The 15,903-nt window shown below is 62.3% G+C and carries 19 protein-coding genes; 5 read left to right on the top strand and 14 right to left on the bottom strand.

What is annotated here, in order from left to right; all coding sequences use genetic code 11:
* Nucleotides 1–4: 4 nt before the first annotated feature.
* From traN to V473_RS09025, 14 genes are all read right to left on the bottom strand, one after another.
* Nucleotides 5–1,072 carry a conjugal transfer protein TraN gene (traN, locus tag V473_RS09090; protein WP_244884358.1) on the bottom strand — a complete coding sequence of 356 codons (1,068 nt, stop codon included), beginning with the start codon at nt 1,070–1,072 and terminating at the stop codon, nt 5–7.
* A gap of 14 nt (nt 1,073–1,086) precedes the next feature.
* Nucleotides 1,087–3,039: a hypothetical protein gene (locus tag V473_RS09085; RefSeq protein WP_066602870.1), complete on the bottom strand. Its 1,953-nt coding sequence runs from the start codon at nt 3,037–3,039 to the stop codon at nt 1,087–1,089.
* A 407-nt stretch (nt 3,040–3,446) separates the two neighbouring features.
* The gene (locus V473_RS09080; protein ID WP_148648353.1) at nt 3,447–4,472 is read right to left on the bottom strand and encodes a TraU family protein; all 1,026 of its coding nucleotides are present in this window, start codon (nt 4,470–4,472) and stop codon (nt 3,447–3,449) included.
* Entirely contained in the window at nt 4,469–5,041 is a 573-nt protein-coding gene (locus tag V473_RS09075) for a conjugal transfer protein TraW (protein WP_148648386.1), read from the bottom strand. The genes V473_RS09080 and V473_RS09075 overlap by 4 nt, the downstream gene beginning before the upstream one ends.
* A gap of 46 nt (nt 5,042–5,087) precedes the next feature.
* The gene (locus tag V473_RS09070) at nt 5,088–5,339 is read right to left on the bottom strand and encodes a hypothetical protein (protein ID WP_066602866.1); all 252 of its coding nucleotides are present in this window, start codon (nt 5,337–5,339) and stop codon (nt 5,088–5,090) included.
* Complete coding sequence (locus V473_RS09065; RefSeq protein WP_066602864.1) at nt 5,336–5,665, bottom strand: hypothetical protein; 330 nt, start codon at nt 5,663–5,665, stop codon at nt 5,336–5,338. Before V473_RS09065 ends, V473_RS09070 begins: the two co-directional genes overlap by 4 nt.
* Complete coding sequence (locus tag V473_RS09060) at nt 5,665–8,196, bottom strand: TraC family protein (RefSeq protein ID WP_066602861.1); 2,532 nt, start codon at nt 8,194–8,196, stop codon at nt 5,665–5,667. Before V473_RS09060 ends, V473_RS09065 begins: the two co-directional genes overlap by 1 nt.
* Nucleotides 8,193–8,798 (bottom strand): TraV family lipoprotein, encoded by a 606-nt coding sequence (locus V473_RS09055; protein WP_066602858.1) that lies wholly within the window; start codon nt 8,796–8,798, stop codon nt 8,193–8,195. The genes V473_RS09060 and V473_RS09055 overlap by 4 nt, the downstream gene beginning before the upstream one ends.
* 33 nt (nt 8,799–8,831) lie before the next feature.
* Nucleotides 8,832–10,217 (bottom strand): TraB/VirB10 family protein, encoded by a 1,386-nt coding sequence (locus V473_RS09050; RefSeq protein ID WP_244884357.1) that lies wholly within the window; start codon nt 10,215–10,217, stop codon nt 8,832–8,834.
* The gene (locus V473_RS09045; protein WP_066602853.1) at nt 10,214–10,981 is read right to left on the bottom strand and encodes a type-F conjugative transfer system secretin TraK; all 768 of its coding nucleotides are present in this window, start codon (nt 10,979–10,981) and stop codon (nt 10,214–10,216) included. The genes V473_RS09050 and V473_RS09045 overlap by 4 nt, the downstream gene beginning before the upstream one ends.
* Complete coding sequence (locus V473_RS09040) at nt 10,965–11,600, bottom strand: TraE/TraK family type IV conjugative transfer system protein (RefSeq protein WP_066602851.1); 636 nt, start codon at nt 11,598–11,600, stop codon at nt 10,965–10,967. Before V473_RS09040 ends, V473_RS09045 begins: the two co-directional genes overlap by 17 nt.
* An 8-nt stretch (nt 11,601–11,608) precedes the next feature.
* The gene (locus tag V473_RS09035; protein WP_066602849.1) at nt 11,609–11,875 is read right to left on the bottom strand and encodes a type IV conjugative transfer system protein TraL; all 267 of its coding nucleotides are present in this window, start codon (nt 11,873–11,875) and stop codon (nt 11,609–11,611) included.
* A gap of 113 nt (nt 11,876–11,988) precedes the next feature.
* Entirely contained in the window at nt 11,989–12,321 is a 333-nt protein-coding gene (locus V473_RS09030) for a hypothetical protein (RefSeq protein WP_066602846.1), read from the bottom strand.
* A 178-nt stretch (nt 12,322–12,499) separates the two neighbouring features.
* Complete coding sequence (locus tag V473_RS09025) at nt 12,500–13,285, bottom strand: DsbC family protein (RefSeq protein WP_066602843.1); 786 nt, start codon at nt 13,283–13,285, stop codon at nt 12,500–12,502.
* A 24-nt stretch (nt 13,286–13,309) separates the two neighbouring features.
* On the opposite strand from V473_RS09025, the gene V473_RS24055 reads away from it, so the two are divergent.
* From V473_RS24055 to V473_RS23495, 5 genes are all read left to right on the top strand, one after another.
* Entirely contained in the window at nt 13,310–13,582 is a 273-nt protein-coding gene (locus V473_RS24055; protein ID WP_169793931.1) for a hypothetical protein, read from the top strand.
* 294 nt (nt 13,583–13,876) lie between these two features.
* A complete protein-coding gene (locus V473_RS09020) occupies nt 13,877–14,323 on the top strand; it encodes a hypothetical protein (RefSeq protein WP_148648351.1) in 447 nt (148 codons plus the stop codon).
* 160 nt (nt 14,324–14,483) lie between these two features.
* Nucleotides 14,484–14,897 carry a helix-turn-helix domain-containing protein gene (locus V473_RS09015; protein ID WP_066602839.1) on the top strand — a complete coding sequence of 138 codons (414 nt, stop codon included), beginning with the start codon at nt 14,484–14,486 and terminating at the stop codon, nt 14,895–14,897.
* Nucleotides 14,898–14,911: 14 nt separating this feature from the next.
* Entirely contained in the window at nt 14,912–15,583 is a 672-nt protein-coding gene (locus V473_RS22880) for a GntR family transcriptional regulator (RefSeq protein WP_082679046.1), read from the top strand.
* Between the two features lie 139 nt (nt 15,584–15,722).
* The gene (locus tag V473_RS23495) at nt 15,723–15,854 is read left to right on the top strand and encodes a benenodin family lasso peptide (RefSeq protein WP_169793929.1); all 132 of its coding nucleotides are present in this window, start codon (nt 15,723–15,725) and stop codon (nt 15,852–15,854) included.
* The last annotated feature ends 49 nt before the right edge of the window (nt 15,855–15,903 follow it).

Raw genomic sequence — 15,903 nt, 5'->3', positions numbered from 1 at the left:
GCGGTCAGGGCTTGATGACGCTGAGATAGGCATCGACCTTATCCTCCATATCGATCTCGATGTCGGACTGCGCGCGGGCTTGGATGTCCGCATAATATTCGGAGAGATTCATCCGGCTGAAGTCGAGCGCCTGGAACTCCTCGGCCGAGAAGCCCCGACAGTAGGGGTCTTTAGCCGTACCCCAGCCAATCTCATTGAAGGCCGCGAGTTGCGGGCGTCCCTGCTCCTGGATGATGCGCCCCAATTTCGTGTTGAAGCAGCAATGGCCTCTGGCTTTCTGGATGCAGACCCCCAGAATGCTGGACGAGCAATAACTGCCTACCTCATGACACATGCCCGAGCCACGCAGCATGCCCGTTTCCATATCCTGGCTGTCGCAGCCCTGGAGCAGCACCTCCATCATGAAGTTGATCGCGAGGCTGATCGCGATGGATGTTGGATCGATCCCCACGATGATGGCGTTGGCGCCCGCGCTTGCGGCCTCAGCCGCTGTGGCGCCTGCCTTGAAGGCGGTGTAAGCGGCCTTCATGCCGGTGAAGACGCCCTTGGCGATGGCGATTTTGGTGGTGATCGAGGAGAGCGAGCCGCCCATCCCGTCCTTCACGATTTCGCCCTTGTCCTTGCAGCAATTCTGGAAAGTGACGCTGGCGCCGGGCGGGCGGCAACGCAGCGCCCGGCCGCCGAATATCTCGATCGTCCCCAAGCAATTACCGTCGGCGTCAACCGGCCCGTCATTGGCAGGGCCAGGATCATCGACAAGCGTCTCGTCCTCAGTAGGCGTCGCATCGGTATTGATGCAGGTCGCAGGCGAGCAACTTGGCGTGCCGCCGACTGTGGGCGTCAGGCATATATAGGCCGCGCCCAAAGGGCAGCTATATTGACCGGAGGTGTCGGCAACGCAGCTCGTCTGTTCGATCGGGCATTGAACAGCGCCGTCCGCCATTGCGACGCATCTCGCCATCTCGCCTTCATCCGCCGCGTCGCCATTGCCGTTGAGGTCGATGGCGCAGATCTGCGCTGCGTGGGCGACCCCGCAAGGCGTGAGGAGGAGGGCTGCCAGCCCAAGCCACATGGAGGCGCGCCCTTTCATTGGGACGCCGCCGTGCAGGCAAGGTCCGATCCGGCAAGCCGGACGGTCTGCATCATGACCACCGCCTCGGGGAAATCGTCGATACAGCCGCAGCCGGAGACGATCTCCTCTCCCTCTCCCAGCGGACAGACGGAATCGGTCGAGCAGATATGATAGAAGCTGTCCCAACCGGTCGGGTCATTCTGCCTTTGCGCGACCGCGCCATCGGGCGCCACACCGCTGTTGGCCTTGGGCGCCCGGGTCTTGCAGATTGCCTCGCAGGACGAGACGGTCGGGCGATCGGGCATGGAAAAAGCCCTCGTCGTTGCACTGACAGACCCGTCGGCAGCCTCGATGCGATCTGCGATCATCGTCTCGGTCGAATGATCAATGATATAGGCTGCGCGGGAAAGGTCAGGCTGGCTCTGGCCCGCTCTGTCGGTGATGCAGCTATAACGGCGGCTGCGCAGAAAAAAGTCGCGCGCATATTGATAGGTGCAGCTACCTGTCCCGAACAAACGGGTCTGCGGCAGAGGCTTGAGGCCGGTATTGACCCCATTGCGGACGGTTTCGACGCCGTCCACATCCTCGGCTATCAGCCGGCAGGCGCCGTTTGCCCCATAGCCGGCGCAAAGATCGACCAGCCGTTCGCTGACCTCGCAGGCGGTGTCGACGTTCACCTCGACCGTGACATACCCCCAGTTCCCACCGCCACCGCCTCTCACCCTGGCGCCGACGGTGGTCGCACCCGCCTTCATCTGGGCGGTGATGTCGATGGGATTGCGATTATACCAGGGATCGTCGCTGATCCGGCAATCGCCAGTCGGTAGACCTGTGCCTAGCCATTGTCGCTTGCCGGCATAGCCGACGATTTCGCCATTGACCCGCGCCTGGACCCAGTCGTCCGCGCCCATCTCGACGATGCGGGCAGAGACGATCCGATCGGGCGCCACTGGATCGAAGGTCGCGGTGTAGATGGGCGGGGTGGCACCGCACGATCCGGCCCCGCGGATCTGATAGCGTCGGCAGTTGGCGCCGCAGCTTGTCACCGATGTTATCGACCCGCTGACGGCGAGAATGTCGTCATAGTCCCAGCTTTTGACCGTGATCTCCCGCTCGATGGTGCAACTGCTGGTCAGCTCGGACTTGCCACTTCCCGCGGCTGAAGCGGACAGCGCGGTAAAGACGGAACTTGCCTGGGAGGCATCATAGGCGTCGCTGCTGATCGCGTTCGGTTCGGCCCTGTAGGCGGTTGCCGAAACGCTGGGACTGGTGGTGCAGGCGGTGGTCTGCGCGCCGACATAGCGGATGACCGGGCCCTCGATGCTGGCCTGCGAGACCCCGATCCTGGGATCGGCGGTCGTGAGCGCGCCGATGACCCCGCCGCCCAGATCCTTGAGGACTGAGGAGAGGTTGCCGGAAACAAGGTTGGACCCGCAGCTGGCGTTGACGCAGTAGCAGCCGGAAAGGTCGGACAGATCGGCTTGCGTAAGCTTGAGATCTCCCGCGGCGCTCACATCCCATTTGAAGGCATTGCACTGTTTCCATGTGCCTGCCTCGCAGGAGATGATCCCGTTCGCGCAGATGCCCGAGATGGGCATGGGGACAGTGAGGCTGCTGTCAAAGCTCCCATCCAGATCCTTGTCCCGCGTGATGGTAAGGTGGGTGATATCGCCGCTGCTGCCGGGCTGCGCCAGGAGCTCCAGCATCGTGGCGCTCTTCTGGCAGGAGAGGCTGGTGGCAAAACTCTGTCCACCGTCGACGGTGGTGATCGGTTGATTGGAAAGGCCGGGCGTCAGATAGTTTTGAGAAATTGCCTCGCTGTCGCTTGATCTGGCGCGAGAGGCCGCTGCTGCTGCGCGTGCGCGCACGTCCATATCCTGGGCGAGCGCCGGTGCCGGCAGCGCGGCGCTCAGCGCCAAACCGCAGAGAGACAGGCCGCAGAGAGGCAGGCAAAAGGAACGTCTCATGACTCCGGCTCCCGCGGCCGGGTGGGGGCGGTCGTCTGAAGGCGGAAGCAGAATCGAAAGCCAGCGCCTTGCGGGACGCGATGCAGGCACAGGAAGGCACCGCGTCCGCTTATTATGGTCAGCACGGCCGAAGCCGGGATGTGGCGTGGAGAGGGGCTGACCCATTCCGACCGGGGGTATCTTCCGGCCGTGCTGACCTTCCCCCTTGGCGCCGCCTGCCAAACAGGCTGCGCTTTGGGAGAAACTAAAATCTCGAGGAGTTCGATCCTGGGACTTGGGGGTTGGAGCGACGCCGGGGCGCACCGGCATCGCTCCGGCCTCGCAGCGTCCAGTCAGGCCACTATGGTCCTGGCGGGCAGACCATTTACGATGCCGGATCGCTGGGGGGCATGGGGAGAGGGATTGGCTCATGGGGTCAAGACCCCCGCGCAGCAGATCGCCTTTTCGAACAGCATGAACTGGGCATTGTCCTTGCCCGGCGCGTGTTTGCCGCTGGACCAAAGTGCCCCCGGCCGCCCGATATTGACGCATTTGCCGCCCTTGACGGGCTCCATGATCTGGAGCTTGTAACGGCTCTTGGTCCAGATCGGCTGTGCCTTGAACGAGCAGCCGTCGGCGGAACTGATGGTGAGCGCGCCAAGCCTTCCCATCATGAATGTGCCGCGTGCGGCAAGACCCGCCCACGCCTCTACGCTGTCGCCAAAATGAATGTCGCCCGCGACAGGATAGGTCGCACCCCAGCTACCCATGCACCAGAAGAGCGGGTCGATGACCTTGCCGGCCGCGGCTGCCGCGCTATCAGCCATGCAGGCAAGGCCTGCTGCCGGATTGCCGAAAAGGATCGCTTCAGGCTGGATGATCGCGCCGAGCGTCCCTGACTGCCAGGTGGGGAGCAGCTCGGTCATCATTGCGACGTCAAAGCCGTCATCCTGGACGCAGGGCAAATCAGTGAACATGTCGAGCATCGCCCAGACAGGCGCGATGTAATAATGCATCTGCGCGAACATTTTCTGGCTGCTGGTGCCGTCGGCAATGCTGCTCTGGCTGCCCTGCAGCTTTCCCCCGGTGGGCAGGAGATCGGCGCCCAGCGCCATCATGCAGCCAGGCTCGGTCACGACATCGATCATGCGGTTGGGCGACCAGAAGCTGACCTTGACGCCAAACCAGAAGGTTGCGCCGTTGCGGCAGGCGCACAGGGGTTTGGAAGCCGATTGCGCGTCCAGTTCCTTGTCGAGTTTGTCGAAGGAACCCACGCGCACGCCGCCGATCGTGATCGGGAAGATGCAGGTCCAGCGCACCTTCGTCATCGGATTGAAAATGGTGCCGGCCTCGCATTTGGAGGCCTTGGCGGGCGCTGCTGTGCCGCCCAGCGCCAATGCCAGCGCCAATGCCGGGGAAAGGGCGGCGGCGCGAAGGAGGCGTGACCGCTTCATGGCTTTCCGCTCCCGTGAGAGGAGAGAGGCAGCGCATATTCGCTGAGGACCAGCTTCTTGCCTTCCTGCGCGACGATGACCGGCGCAACAGTGAGCCCAAGGCGCTCCTTGACCCGCTCCTCCAAAATGAAGAGCGCGCGTCCGGTCTTCTCGGACAGGTCGAGCGCGTCGCCCGCGGTCAGCAGGATGAAGTCGGTAAAGCGCGCCTTGACCAAAGCCCAGCCGAGGTCGCGCGGGTGGACGATGACAAGCCGCTGGGGCAGCGACACATAGTCGAGGGGATTGAAAGTAAAGCCCTTGGGGTAAAGCGTCCGCCCATCGGGGAGCCGGATATCCTCTTCGACCGTATAGAAGGGAACAAGGCTTCGCACCCGATCGGCTGTGGCTGAGCCAAGCTCTGCCGCTTGCATCGCGGTCCAGGTGGAGCGCGGACCGAATTGCGAGGCCATATCTGGCACCCGCGCCACGCGGGCCTCGATCTCTGCCAAGGCGTCGGGTTCGGCTATCGGCCAGGTCCGCCCGATTGTGGAACTGGCTGCTGCTGCTGGCTGGACGGCCAGGCCAAGCATCAGCGCGCCGATAAGCGCGTGCCTGGCGCGATGGGGAAAGCGTGGATCAGCGTCCATGGCGGCGCCTCCACCATTCCTTGCCCTGTTCATCAGTCTGTTCCCCGGCTGGTCCCCGCATGGCGACGATCAGGGCCGAAAGGCCAAGGACTCCGCTCATGACCAGCAGTGCCTGAAGCCCGCCAGGCAAATTCTCGGACGCTTCGAACACCAGTAGCGTTTGGATCAGGAGCATGAGCTGCGTTCCCACAAGCAGGCGGATGGGCCCTGGAGCAGGCGTTGCAGAGAGAAGACCCTTCATTTGCGGTCCCTCCACCGACGAATGTGGGTCACACCGCGGTCGGCTACACCGCTGAGGCTGAGCAGGAGGATACCACTGGCAAAACAGCCCGCTGCTACCATGACGGACGCTCGCAGGACGAGAAAGGCGGGCTGGCCCAACGCCAGGCCAGCTGCCAGCACAAGGGCGCCCATCATCAGCGTCTCGATCGTGACGAGGCGGAAACGCCAGACGAAAGCCTGCTCCCGGGCGATGCGTTCCGCCCGGTCTTCGATGAAGGCCTCCAGTGCAGGATCATGCTCGAAATCGAACTGCGGCTGGCTGCCGGGTGCGCGTTGCTGGCTCATCACCGATCCTCCCGAGACGGCAAAGGCGAGCGTGGCGCGCCCAATATTTCGGCCGCATCGACGCCAGCCAGATTGCAGACGGCCTCCAGCGGCGTGCGGCCCGCCCTCATGCGCGCCTCGAAGGCGGCCACTTCCTGCGGTGCGCTGGTATTGATCCAATAGGAGAAGGGATCGACGACTAGGCGCGCGATGCCGAGGCCAAGCGGCGAGTCGATGAAAACTTCCGAATAATGCGGCTTGTTGTTCCGGACCGACTTCAGGAGATCGAGGACGAAGCCGGAATAATCGAGAATCTTGCTCTCGACGGCCCGGTCGTAGGTCGATCCCTGGAGCAGGAAGCGGGTCGCGGCATTTTCAAGGATGACCTGGCCGGTGCCGCCGAAAAGCAGCAGGTCGTTCATCGACTGGAGAACAACTCCAAAGCTTCCCTGATATTTGCGCGCGCGCCTGTAGCCCTGGCCAAAGACCTCGGCGAGGCGTGAAAGATCCTGGCCATCGGTGCGGGTCATGAACTGGGCGGCTTCATCGCACAGGACAAACCGGGGCTTGTCGCGCGCGGAGAGATAGAGCTCCTGGCTGACCGCATTTACGACCACCATGACGATGACATTGAAGAGGTCGGGCATGGCTTTCAGGCGCTCAAGCTCCAGCACCACGAACTCGTCAGAGGAGATGTCGAAGGTCGAGGGGCCGTTGAAATAATGGCCGTAGGCGCCCGAACTGGCAAAATCCCGCAGGTTGAATGCGAGCTCACGCGCCATCGGCACCAGATGATCGACCCGGTCGAGATCACTTGTCGCAAAGGCGGGATAGGCGCCCAGCCATTTGCGGACCGCATCGATCCCGGCCTCCGCCCGACCGCTGTCGACGGTCCACTGAACGGCGGATTTGAGGAGATTCCATTCCGAGGTCGAAACGCCCCTGCGGGTCGCGGCATTGGCCATTTCGGCGACGATCGCGACCGCCATGCTGATCGCCGACTGGCGATCGTCGCCATCCAATGCAAAGCCCATGTCGAAGGGGTTGAGGACCAGCGCCTCCTCGCCAATGTCGATATAGCGCCCTGAACACAGCGTGCAGAGTTTCCTGTAGCTGCCGCCGATATCGATGATGCGGATGAGCGCGCCTTGCGCATAATATTGCTGGCAAAGATTGTTGAGGAGGAAGCTTTTGCCTGCCCCGCTTTCGGCCGAGACGATGAAATTATAATTGTTGATGCGCGGGTCGAAGAGATCGAGTGTGATGAGCTGTCCCTTGCGTCCGGCATAGAGGAGGGCAGGGCGCCCGCCGCCGCGAAAGTCGGTCTGAACGGGCGCGAGAAGGGAAGCGGCCTTGGCCGGCATCGGGAGATCGCGTTCGAGCATCCGGGTCGTGCGCCTGTCAGGATAGAAACCGAAGGGAAGCGCCATCGGCAGCAGGATGGGGTTAAGATAGCTTTCCTCCTGCATCATCCAGGGAAGCGGCTCGCTCTCCCAGAGCCGCTTGGCCCGTGCCGCCATTTCGCGGGCTTGCGCACTGTCGCGGCCGAAGACCCAGACAATCGGGACCACCGAGACGAAGCGGCTGTTGCCCGCTTCATCCAGTACCCAGCCTATCTCCTCGATCTGCTTGCCTACCTCGACCGCGAAGCTGCCGGCGGCCTTCTGCGCGGAGAGAATCTGCGCACGCTTGTGAATTTCGAAGGCCGAATGGTCGAACAGGATGTTCAATGTGTAGAGGAAGGGGCCGCCAATCTGGTCGCTATCCTCGGCAGCGCCCCGCATGCCGCCAAGCAGGCGGTTGCAGCGCTCGGCGGTGAGACGCCGTGGTGGCGACTTGGGCGTCAGGCAGCGGGCGACCTGATTGCCAAGGAAAAGCTCGGGGCCTTCGAACAGAAGGTCCGGCCCTGCATCGATGATCTGCTTCCGGACCGGGCGCGCGGGGTGCTCAGCATCACCTTTAGCGAAGACGCCAGGTGCTGCACTAAAGACGCCGTTGAAAATGCGGCGGTAGAAGCTCGTCAGTGCCTCAGGCGACAAGCGTATGATGCCGAGTTTGGAGAGCTGCTCCTCGATCTGCCGGCGAAGATCTGCTCCCAGAGGTTGCCGCGTCTTGATCGACAGAAGAACGCGGAAATTGCGGATCGGTATGCCGTGGAGGGCGGCAAGCCCTTGCGTCCCTTCGCGCAGATATTCGCTGGTCCGCCTGGCGGAGGCCTGGATCAGCGGATCGGGGCGGGTCTTGAGATCGAGATAGGCGTCGAGGGCCGCATCGATCAGCGGATCGGCAAAACAATGGAGCTGGACGACCGTGCCGGGCGCGAAGTGGATGTTGAAGAGACCCAGTAGCGCCTGGTGAACATGGGCAAAGAGATAGGCGCTCGGTACGAGTTCCCAGGCCTGACCCCAGCCATCATCAATGCAGAGGAACGCCTCTTCCTCCTCGACCCATGCGACCATCGGCAGGAAGTCGGAATAGGCGTCGCGTGCAACGCTCTGACGCAGGCGCGTGCGCGTCATGCCGCCGCCATGGCGTGTTCCGGGCACTCTCATTGGCCCTCTCCCTGGGGCGGGGCGGGAATGTCGCTCTCGGGAACGAGGCCTGGCTTGTCCCGACTTTGCTCGAGAACTGGCATCCGCGTGTCAGCGCTCGCCGGGGTAACGAGATAGTCGCCCACGACCCATTGAGGCTTGTCGAGGATCGAATAGACATAGCGTGGCATGTAGAGGCGATCTGGCCGCTCGCGATCGGCATAGGGTAGGATGAGCGTGCGGATCGTGCGCCCAGGCCGCAGCATCGGGGTGACGGGCGCTTCGACCAGCCCCTGCAGCTCCTGATAGACGCTCGCGCGATAGCCAAGATAGGGCGTGGGGCTCGTCTTTGCCTTTTGCCCGGAACCTGTGCCGCCCGTGGTCGCTTGCCTTTTGCTGTTGGTCACCTGTGGATCGGACCTGGACGATCGCCCTGCAACTGCGTCGGCATAGGCGCGATCGGGATGGATGCACTGGCCATGGTCGCTATTCTTGCAGCTGAACTTCTCGGGATAGGGGGACATGGCCGAACCGATGGCCGTGCAGGCGGGGAGCAGGGCAAGAAGGGTCAGCGCGATCGCGCTGCGGGCACCGGAACGCTGGATAAAATCGGGAGAGGGCATGATGCAAACTCCTTTGACGGGAGGTTCAAGGCGTCAGAATTTGGCGCCGGCGGTCGGCTTGATCTCGAGTGCGACGCCTTCCTGGATGACCACGACGACATCCTTGGCGGCGCCCACCTCGACGACAGGGCCGGCCTGGCGGGCGAGATCGAGATAGAAATCGGTGAGCTTGTCGGACGATTTGGAGAGGCCACCGGCGATGCCCGCTTTTGCGGCGTCCCCGGCGTCGAGAGTCCTGATGGTCCCGAGCGCCGAGGTCGAGGTGTCGCCGAACGTGTTCTCGACGCTCTGCGTGATGCCGCTGACAGTTCCCGCTATGAAGCTGCGGGCAAGCGCCGCGCCGGCCCGGGTGACGACCTTGCCCGAAAGGCCTTTCTTGCCGTCGGTATCGACGAAGAAGCCCTTGATCTGCTGGTCGACCACCGAGCGCTCGTCGAAATCGACGCAAGAGAGCGAGACGAGCTGCACCTCGACCCGCTCCTTGGCGAGGCTTCCTGTGGCATTACCGATGACAAAGCAGCCGGCCAGATTGGCTTTGACATCATTGGGCAGCACGGCGGGTGCCTGGACGCGGGCGATGAGGGGTTCTGGATTGCTGGTCGCGTCGCGGCTCGCCAATGCGTCGATCCCGGTCAGGAGCCGCGCCTTCATGAAACCAGGCGGCAAATAGATCGTCCGGCTCTTTTTTTTAGAGCCATTTTGGGTCTGGCCGGCTGGCTCTGCGCTGATCGCGATCGTGGCCGCGCCGATGGCCCCTACCTGTCGCTCGACAGGCGGCGCGGGCGGGGCGGCTGGAGCGGACGGCATGGGAGGCGCAGGAAGGCTGCCATCGGCGTTGTCCAGTTCGGCTGGCGTTGGGCTTGGAGGAAAGGCTGGAATGTCGCCTGGGAGCGCGCTGGGGAGCTCGCCCTCCGACATCTCTTGCGATCCCGAGCCAGGAACGACCTTTCCTTCTTCAATGGCCGTGACACGATCGCCGAGCAATGTCTGGCCATCGAGGATTTTCTTGAGATCGCCGCGAACCTTGATTTCGAGGCTGTCGCCGCGCAGGCCCGCGCCCATGTCGAGACGGGAGGCTGCCGGCGCGCTCTGGGCCTCCTGCCTGGAACCGCTCGACGCTGTGTAGAGGCCGTAGCCGAACATGGCGATTACAAGGGCGATGCCGCTCTGTCGCGCGCGCAGCTGTTGCCTCGCGGTGAGCATGGCCCAGCGTGCCTTGAGATCGAGGAGGGCGGGGGCACGATGGCGAAGGTCCAGAACGTCCGGGTCCGGCCTTGCTTCCTGGTCGCTGTCCGAAGCGCCAGGGGAGGCGCGGCGCGATCGCTGGCCTTGCCGGGCGGCCTGCCGTCCAGGTCCACCGTCCCGGGAGCCCTCGCCTGAGAACTGCCGCATGCCATCCCCGTCGCCCGGCCCGGTCACAACGTGTCTCCACGGCGCAGAATGATGAGGCGTGCCGTCTCACCCGCCTTGAGGTTCAGACGGTCGAGGGTGACACTGAAAATGCGAGCGCCGAGCGTCGGATCGAGGAAGAGCCGTTCATCGACCTCGCCTGCGGTGCTGGCTTCGACCCAATATTCAGATGCATTGAGGCCAGCGCCCTCGATCAGGACGCGCCTGCGTTCGGTGAGGCGCAGGGTCGGCGCTGAGGCAAGGGCGATGGGTCGCGCATTGACGGCTACGTCCGAGAAGCTTGCCGGCACGCGGTCCTGAAATAGAGAGAGGGTGATGGAGACCGCCCGCTCTTCCTCTACCAGCGGCGCGAGCAGATCTTCATTGGCCCTCGCGCGCTGCCGCGCGCCCGGCGCCAGCATGATGGTCTGCGCGGGGATGTCCGAGGGCTCGGCATAGAGCGGATAGATGGCCCCATTGCAGGTGACGAAGAATTCGGACGGGCTGGTCACATAGCTGCGCGTGATCTGGCCATTATCATCGCTCTCTTTCACCAGGAATTTGATCCAGGCGTCCGCGCCGGCCTTCTCGACGGCGAGGCCTTTTTCGGCCGAATATTTGACCTCATCGACCTCCCCGCCCTGGCAGACCAGATGATTGACATCGCGGTTGGAGAGGCGGATCGTGCTCATCTGGTCGGGCAGCGCCACGACCGCCTGCGCCAGGGCTGATGTGCTTAACGGCGCTGCAACAAGGGCAATGGCCGCGCAGAAGGGCCTACCGGATTTCGGCATCGAAATTCTCCTCGGCAAGGGAAAGAAGCCAGAAGCGGCCGGCATCGACGATATATCGGATGCGCAGGTTGCCGCGGAACTTGCGGATGACCCCACCTATCACGCGGACCTTCTCGACGGGCACGAGGATCTGGCGATCGGTCCAGGTGACCGGCTGGTCGGGCCGGATATAGGTGGCGATCGAAAGGGTCGGGTTGTTGGCGAGTTCGTCCAGGATCGCGTTCAGGCTGTCGCGCAGGCCGTTATAGGCCGTGGGATGGGCGATGCTTAAGAGCTCCTGGAACTGCCGGTCGGCCGAATAGGCGGAATAGGTGCCCGACAGCGCCACGATGTTGCGCGTCATCGTTCGCAGATAGGCTGCAGAGGGCTTGCCCCCGGTCACATAGAGGTCGCCGCCAGCGCCGAACGGCACGACAACCGTGCGCTGATTCTGGGCGCTGGTGTAAAGCGCGATTCCCAGGACGGCGGTGATGCCGAACAGGCCGAGAACCGAGAATTTGAGCAGCCGGTTCTCCTCGAAAAGGTTCGAGGAGCCCTGGAGATAGCGATGGATGCCAAAGCTTGCCGGTTTGTCGAGCAGCGGATCGCTCGGGCTTTGGGCGGATGATCTGCGGAACATGGAGTACCTCACTCGCAAAAGCGGGTTTGGGTGGGTCCGGGATAATGGGGGAGGCGGAGCAGCCCCCAGCGCCAGGCCAGATGCGGGATGAAGCCACGCGGCTTTGTCCGCTTCCAGGGAATGAAGAGGAGAAGGACGCCGATGAGCGACCAGCCCACCAGCCCGCCGACGACAACGGCCACGAATATGGTCGATGTGACGACGATGAATTCCTGGGCGTCGAACCAGAGGATCTGGACCGGCTTGTGCAGGAACTGAGGAAGTCGCTCGTCCACGTCCTTCTCCCTTGCTTCATCACGTGATCAGACGTGATATGACCGGGAGCGACCACCGCGCCCGGGGCCGACGCGGGCCATGGCGAAGCCCGCGCCGGTTTGCGGTTCGAACCTCAGACGATGAGGCCGAAGGTCTGGAGGATGGAGTCCGCCCGGATGAGGCAGACCGCCGCCACGATCGTGGGAATGCCGATCATGATGTTCGAAAAGAGGCGCGACACGCCGAACAGGAAGGCCGCGACGCCGCCGACAAATCCAAGCGGGCCCTTCACGCCCTGGTTCACCACGATATCGTAGATATCGTAGCCAAGGTCGCCGGCGGCCGGCGCCTGGAAGGCATGGGTCGCCGATGCCAGGGTGACGGCGAGGATGAAGGTCCCCAGGGCATCGGCGGCGCGAAAAGAGCCGGGTCGAACCCGATGGAAGGCAGGGAGAAGTTTGCGCATAGTTGGTCTCCGGGCAATAGGGAGCCGTTCCCAGAACATGCCTGCCGGCAGCGATCTGCGTGTTCGTTGTCGGCCAGCGGCAGGGCTGGACGGCTCCCGTGAAGGAGCGCTGCCGGCGGCATTTCGTAATCGTGGGGATAGCTGCGGCGCAGGCCCACGCGGTCTGCCAGACAAGCTGTCAGGAAGGCGGCTTCATCGGCCTTTTTGTCGCGAGCCAAGCCTCGATCTCGGCTTGCTGAAAGCCCGATATGAGCTTCCCATCGAGGAACAGCGTCGGCGTGCCCGAGATGCCCATGGCCTTTACCGTCGCGGCGTTCGCGGCGACCCGCGCTTCGCCTTCCTTGCATCGGGTGAGCGGCTTCTTCGTTTCGCCTCCATAGGCCTGCGCAAAAGCTGCCGCCTGATCATTGGCGCATAGAATATTCTCTGCTTTTGACGCCGCCTCCGGGTGGATACCACTCACGAAATAGATTTGCCGACGTACGGGTTTTCCCTCATCGGCCTTAGCTGCCCAGAAGCGATCGAGCGCGCGGCAATACGGGCAGTCGGGATCGGTGAATTCAATCACCGTCGGCGCGCCGGGTGGGCCGATCACAAGCGCCTGGTTTGGATCGAGACCCTTGACCTTGGCTCGAGCCGCTGCATCCTGGGACAGGGCTGTGAGGTTGACGCCATTCTTGTCGTATATGGTCGCAAACAAGAGATGGTCGCTCTCGGGCGCGTAATAGAGGATGCGGCCGCCCGCGCTGGCCTGGAATATCGGGCCGTGCACGGGCGCCGCTGTGAAATCCTCGAACTGGAGATTGGCGAAACTCTGATGGAGCTTTGCCTCAGCCTCGGTTGCAGCGGCCGCCAATAGTCTGGCCTCATCGGTCGGGCCGGCGATTGCTAGACTGGGTGATGAGGCCAGTGCGGCACCAGCGAGCAACGCCAGCGCAGAAGTCTTGTAAAATGCGGCTGTCATGGGCGCTGCTCCAATGTCCTGGATTTGAGCGAGAAAAGCGCGGCGTCAATTTCAATGGATTGCCCGATCGGCACTGTTGTCGGCCGCGCCAATGGCTCCGGCTGCCTTGCCGCCATGATCGCGAACTCACCGCCAGCTTCGCGGATGACGAATGTCGCCCTGTTTGCTGAAGTCGTCGATCGTGAGAAGGCATCTTGTTTCGGAGCCGCAAGGGAGGGCATAGTCGCAGCTATAAGAATGACGAAGGTCGGTGGTCCGTATGGAAATCCGCTGACCATGGTTGATACCTCCATTTGATTTGGCGGCTTTTTGGCTGCCAGATTGAAGGGACGGTGTGACTGGGAGCTTCGTTCGTTCGGGTAGACTTGCCACCACCGGTCCGTTGATACGGATCGATGTCCAGGCTGCCCCCGCCCTGCAATGGCCAGGGCACTGTTGTGCCGGTGCAGGGTACTGACGTGCCGCTGGAAGGCAGTGAGATGCCGCGATCAGGCAGCGTCATGCCGAAAGGGCATCTGATCGCCGCCCAGGCGCTCACCAGGCTGCGACCTCAAACGGCTTCAGCGGTCCTGCATTGCGGATTTTCAATCTGTGGCTGCGCTCGATTCGCTGAGCGCTGGCTATTCGAAGGGAGCGATTATGGTGACGCGGACGACGCGGACTTACAGGCTGACGATGTCCGATCGTGGACTCGACCTTTTCCTGTCCTGTCATCTTCGTCTCTGCATGGCTGCCCGCGACCTGCTCTCTTATGGCAGTACGTTGCAGGCAGCGATGATGCTGTTCGCGTCGCGCGACTTTGACGAGATGGTCGCAGAACTCCTAGATCCAGCCGTCGCGAAACTGGCGGGAGATCGTCAGCATTATGTGGGCGCGTCAGTGGAGCTGGGAGACATGGCGCGCGAAATCCGGGCCAGGGTTTCTGAGACAGGTGCTGTACACGCGCCGTCTCTGGGCTCCGTTTACATAGCAGCATTGAGCCATATGAGTGCGGTCGGCGATCGCGAACTGATACGCATTTCATGCCAGCTGCGGTAACTGCCAGCAGATCGGCGCCGCAGATCAGGAACGATGAGAGAGAAAAAATCGTCTCAATTTGAGAACGATAGCTTTTGACCGCATGAGTAAAATGCATAGCGTGTGGCCATCGGGTAAGTGCCATTGGGAGTTTCGAGACAATGTCCGGGGGTGCCTGTACATGCAGACTCGAAGACTTCAGACCAAGGATGACGGACTGGTTCTCTCCACGATCAAGGAGATTTCCGGAAAGCGCATCGAAGAGCGCCGCCGACGTGACCGGATCACTCAGCCGCAGCTGGCACGCGCCGCTGGGGTGAGTGTTCGATGGTTACGCGAAATTGAGGCGGGCAATCCAAAATCCAAGCTGGACGAGCATTTGGCATGTGCTCACCGGCTCGGGCTATCGACCGCTCATATCATGATTCCGTTACTTCTCATGGAGCGAAGGCTGTCGATTCCCCAGGAGCTGTTTCTCGAAGAGGATCTTTCCGAACTGGAGGACCGCTGCATCGCTCTCATTTTTGAACATTCGTCCAGCACCATCAGCAGGCGCCGAGCCTCCTATTTCGATGATGCGGGCGATCAGGAATAAGGGCTCGTTGCGCAATGTCTCCCGAACCGGTCACCGCCGATCGCATCTACCGGCGCCTTAAGCAGGATGTTCTGGATGGGATATTGAGGCCAGGCACACCGCTGGTCGTGCAGGCGCTGGCGGACCATTATGGCGTCAGCATATCTCCAGTGCGAGACAGTGCGCACCAACTCGTTGGTGAGCAACTCCTGGCCTCGAACCAGGGCGGCGGTTTTGTTGTGCCGCTCGTCACCGCTGACATGCTGCGCGATCTCTACACCTGGCACGGATATCTGGTGCGTCATGCCCTCAAGGCGAGGGCGCCGGCTCAAGGTGACCTTGTACCTATCGAGGCGCTTGAACGGCATGGACCACTGCACCCGCGCCAATTGCGTGATGCGGCCAGCAGCCTGTTTTCCTTTATCGGAAGCCGACCCAAAAATGCGGTTCATTCACGCGCGATTTTGATGGCGGGAGACAGGCTGGCCATAGCGAGACTCCATGAGCCGCTCGTTTTCGACAACGTCCAGGAGGAATTGCTTTCGATCTGGAACCTGACAAAGATCGGTCGCGATGCCGCCATCCGAGAGGCAATTTGGGCCTATCACCGGCGCCGAATAAGGCGGGCCTCCACGGTCGGACACCGCATATTATCCAACGTCTCCAGCCTTAACATACCGACAAGACAGAAGATTCCTCAAATCTGACCTGTGACCTCCCTGCGCTGGCAGTGGACGATCAGATTAGCCGGCATATTGAGAGCTTATAAGGTCGCAGATTTGTCCAGCCCCCACCTAAACTTCTTATCGCTGCCACTTGGCAGTTTTCTTGAAGATGGAGGTTGTTATGGAACGTCTGGAAAATCTCGAAGGTGACATGATCGATCTCGGCCACGCGAGCGCCGAAACGCAGGGCATCGGCTTGGTCGATCGGGACAACCCCGCCGGGCAGCAGCAGACCGGCATTCTCGACGAATAATCGGCCGGCCCGGCGTGCGATCCCGCGCGCCGGGCCACATTCCAGCTAT

This window comes from Sphingobium cupriresistens LL01, from assembly GCF_001046645.1.
Lineage (GTDB): Bacteria > Pseudomonadota > Alphaproteobacteria > Sphingomonadales > Sphingomonadaceae > Sphingobium > Sphingobium cupriresistens.
The sequence above is the reverse complement of the archived record's forward strand: the minus strand, read 5'-3'. Positions and strand labels throughout refer to the sequence as shown.

Excerpts from the sequence above, each read along its gene's own strand:
- traN (WP_244884358.1), bottom strand. The coding sequence starts at position 1,072 with ATGTGGCTTGGGCTGGCAGCCCTCCTCCTCACGCCTTGCGGGGTCGCC.
- V473_RS09085 (WP_066602870.1), bottom strand. The coding sequence starts at position 3,039 with ATGAGACGTTCCTTTTGCCTGCCTCTCTGCGGCCTGTCTCTCTGCGGT.
- V473_RS09080 (WP_148648353.1), bottom strand. The coding sequence starts at position 4,472 with ATGAAGCGGTCACGCCTCCTTCGCGCCGCCGCCCTTTCCCCGGCATTG.
- V473_RS09075 (WP_148648386.1), bottom strand. The coding sequence starts at position 5,041 with ATGCTTGGCCTGGCCGTCCAGCCAGCAGCAGCAGCCAGTTCCACAATC.
- V473_RS09070 (WP_066602866.1), bottom strand. The coding sequence starts at position 5,339 with ATGAAGGGTCTTCTCTCTGCAACGCCTGCTCCAGGGCCCATCCGCCTG.
- V473_RS09065 (WP_066602864.1), bottom strand. The coding sequence starts at position 5,665 with ATGAGCCAGCAACGCGCACCCGGCAGCCAGCCGCAGTTCGATTTCGAG.
- V473_RS09060 (WP_066602861.1), bottom strand. The coding sequence starts at position 8,196 with ATGAGAGTGCCCGGAACACGCCATGGCGGCGGCATGACGCGCACGCGC.
- V473_RS09055 (WP_066602858.1), bottom strand. The coding sequence starts at position 8,798 with ATGCCCTCTCCCGATTTTATCCAGCGTTCCGGTGCCCGCAGCGCGATC.
- V473_RS09045 (WP_066602853.1), bottom strand. The coding sequence starts at position 10,981 with ATGCCGAAATCCGGTAGGCCCTTCTGCGCGGCCATTGCCCTTGTTGCA.
- V473_RS09040 (WP_066602851.1), bottom strand. The coding sequence starts at position 11,600 with ATGTTCCGCAGATCATCCGCCCAAAGCCCGAGCGATCCGCTGCTCGAC.
- V473_RS09030 (WP_066602846.1), bottom strand. The coding sequence starts at position 12,321 with ATGCGCAAACTTCTCCCTGCCTTCCATCGGGTTCGACCCGGCTCTTTT.
- V473_RS09025 (WP_066602843.1), bottom strand. The coding sequence starts at position 13,285 with ATGACAGCCGCATTTTACAAGACTTCTGCGCTGGCGTTGCTCGCTGGT.
- V473_RS09015 (WP_066602839.1), top strand. The coding sequence starts at position 14,484 with ATGCAGACTCGAAGACTTCAGACCAAGGATGACGGACTGGTTCTCTCC.
- V473_RS22880 (WP_082679046.1), top strand. The coding sequence starts at position 14,912 with ATGTCTCCCGAACCGGTCACCGCCGATCGCATCTACCGGCGCCTTAAG.
- V473_RS23495 (WP_169793929.1), top strand. The coding sequence starts at position 15,723 with ATGGAACGTCTGGAAAATCTCGAAGGTGACATGATCGATCTCGGCCAC.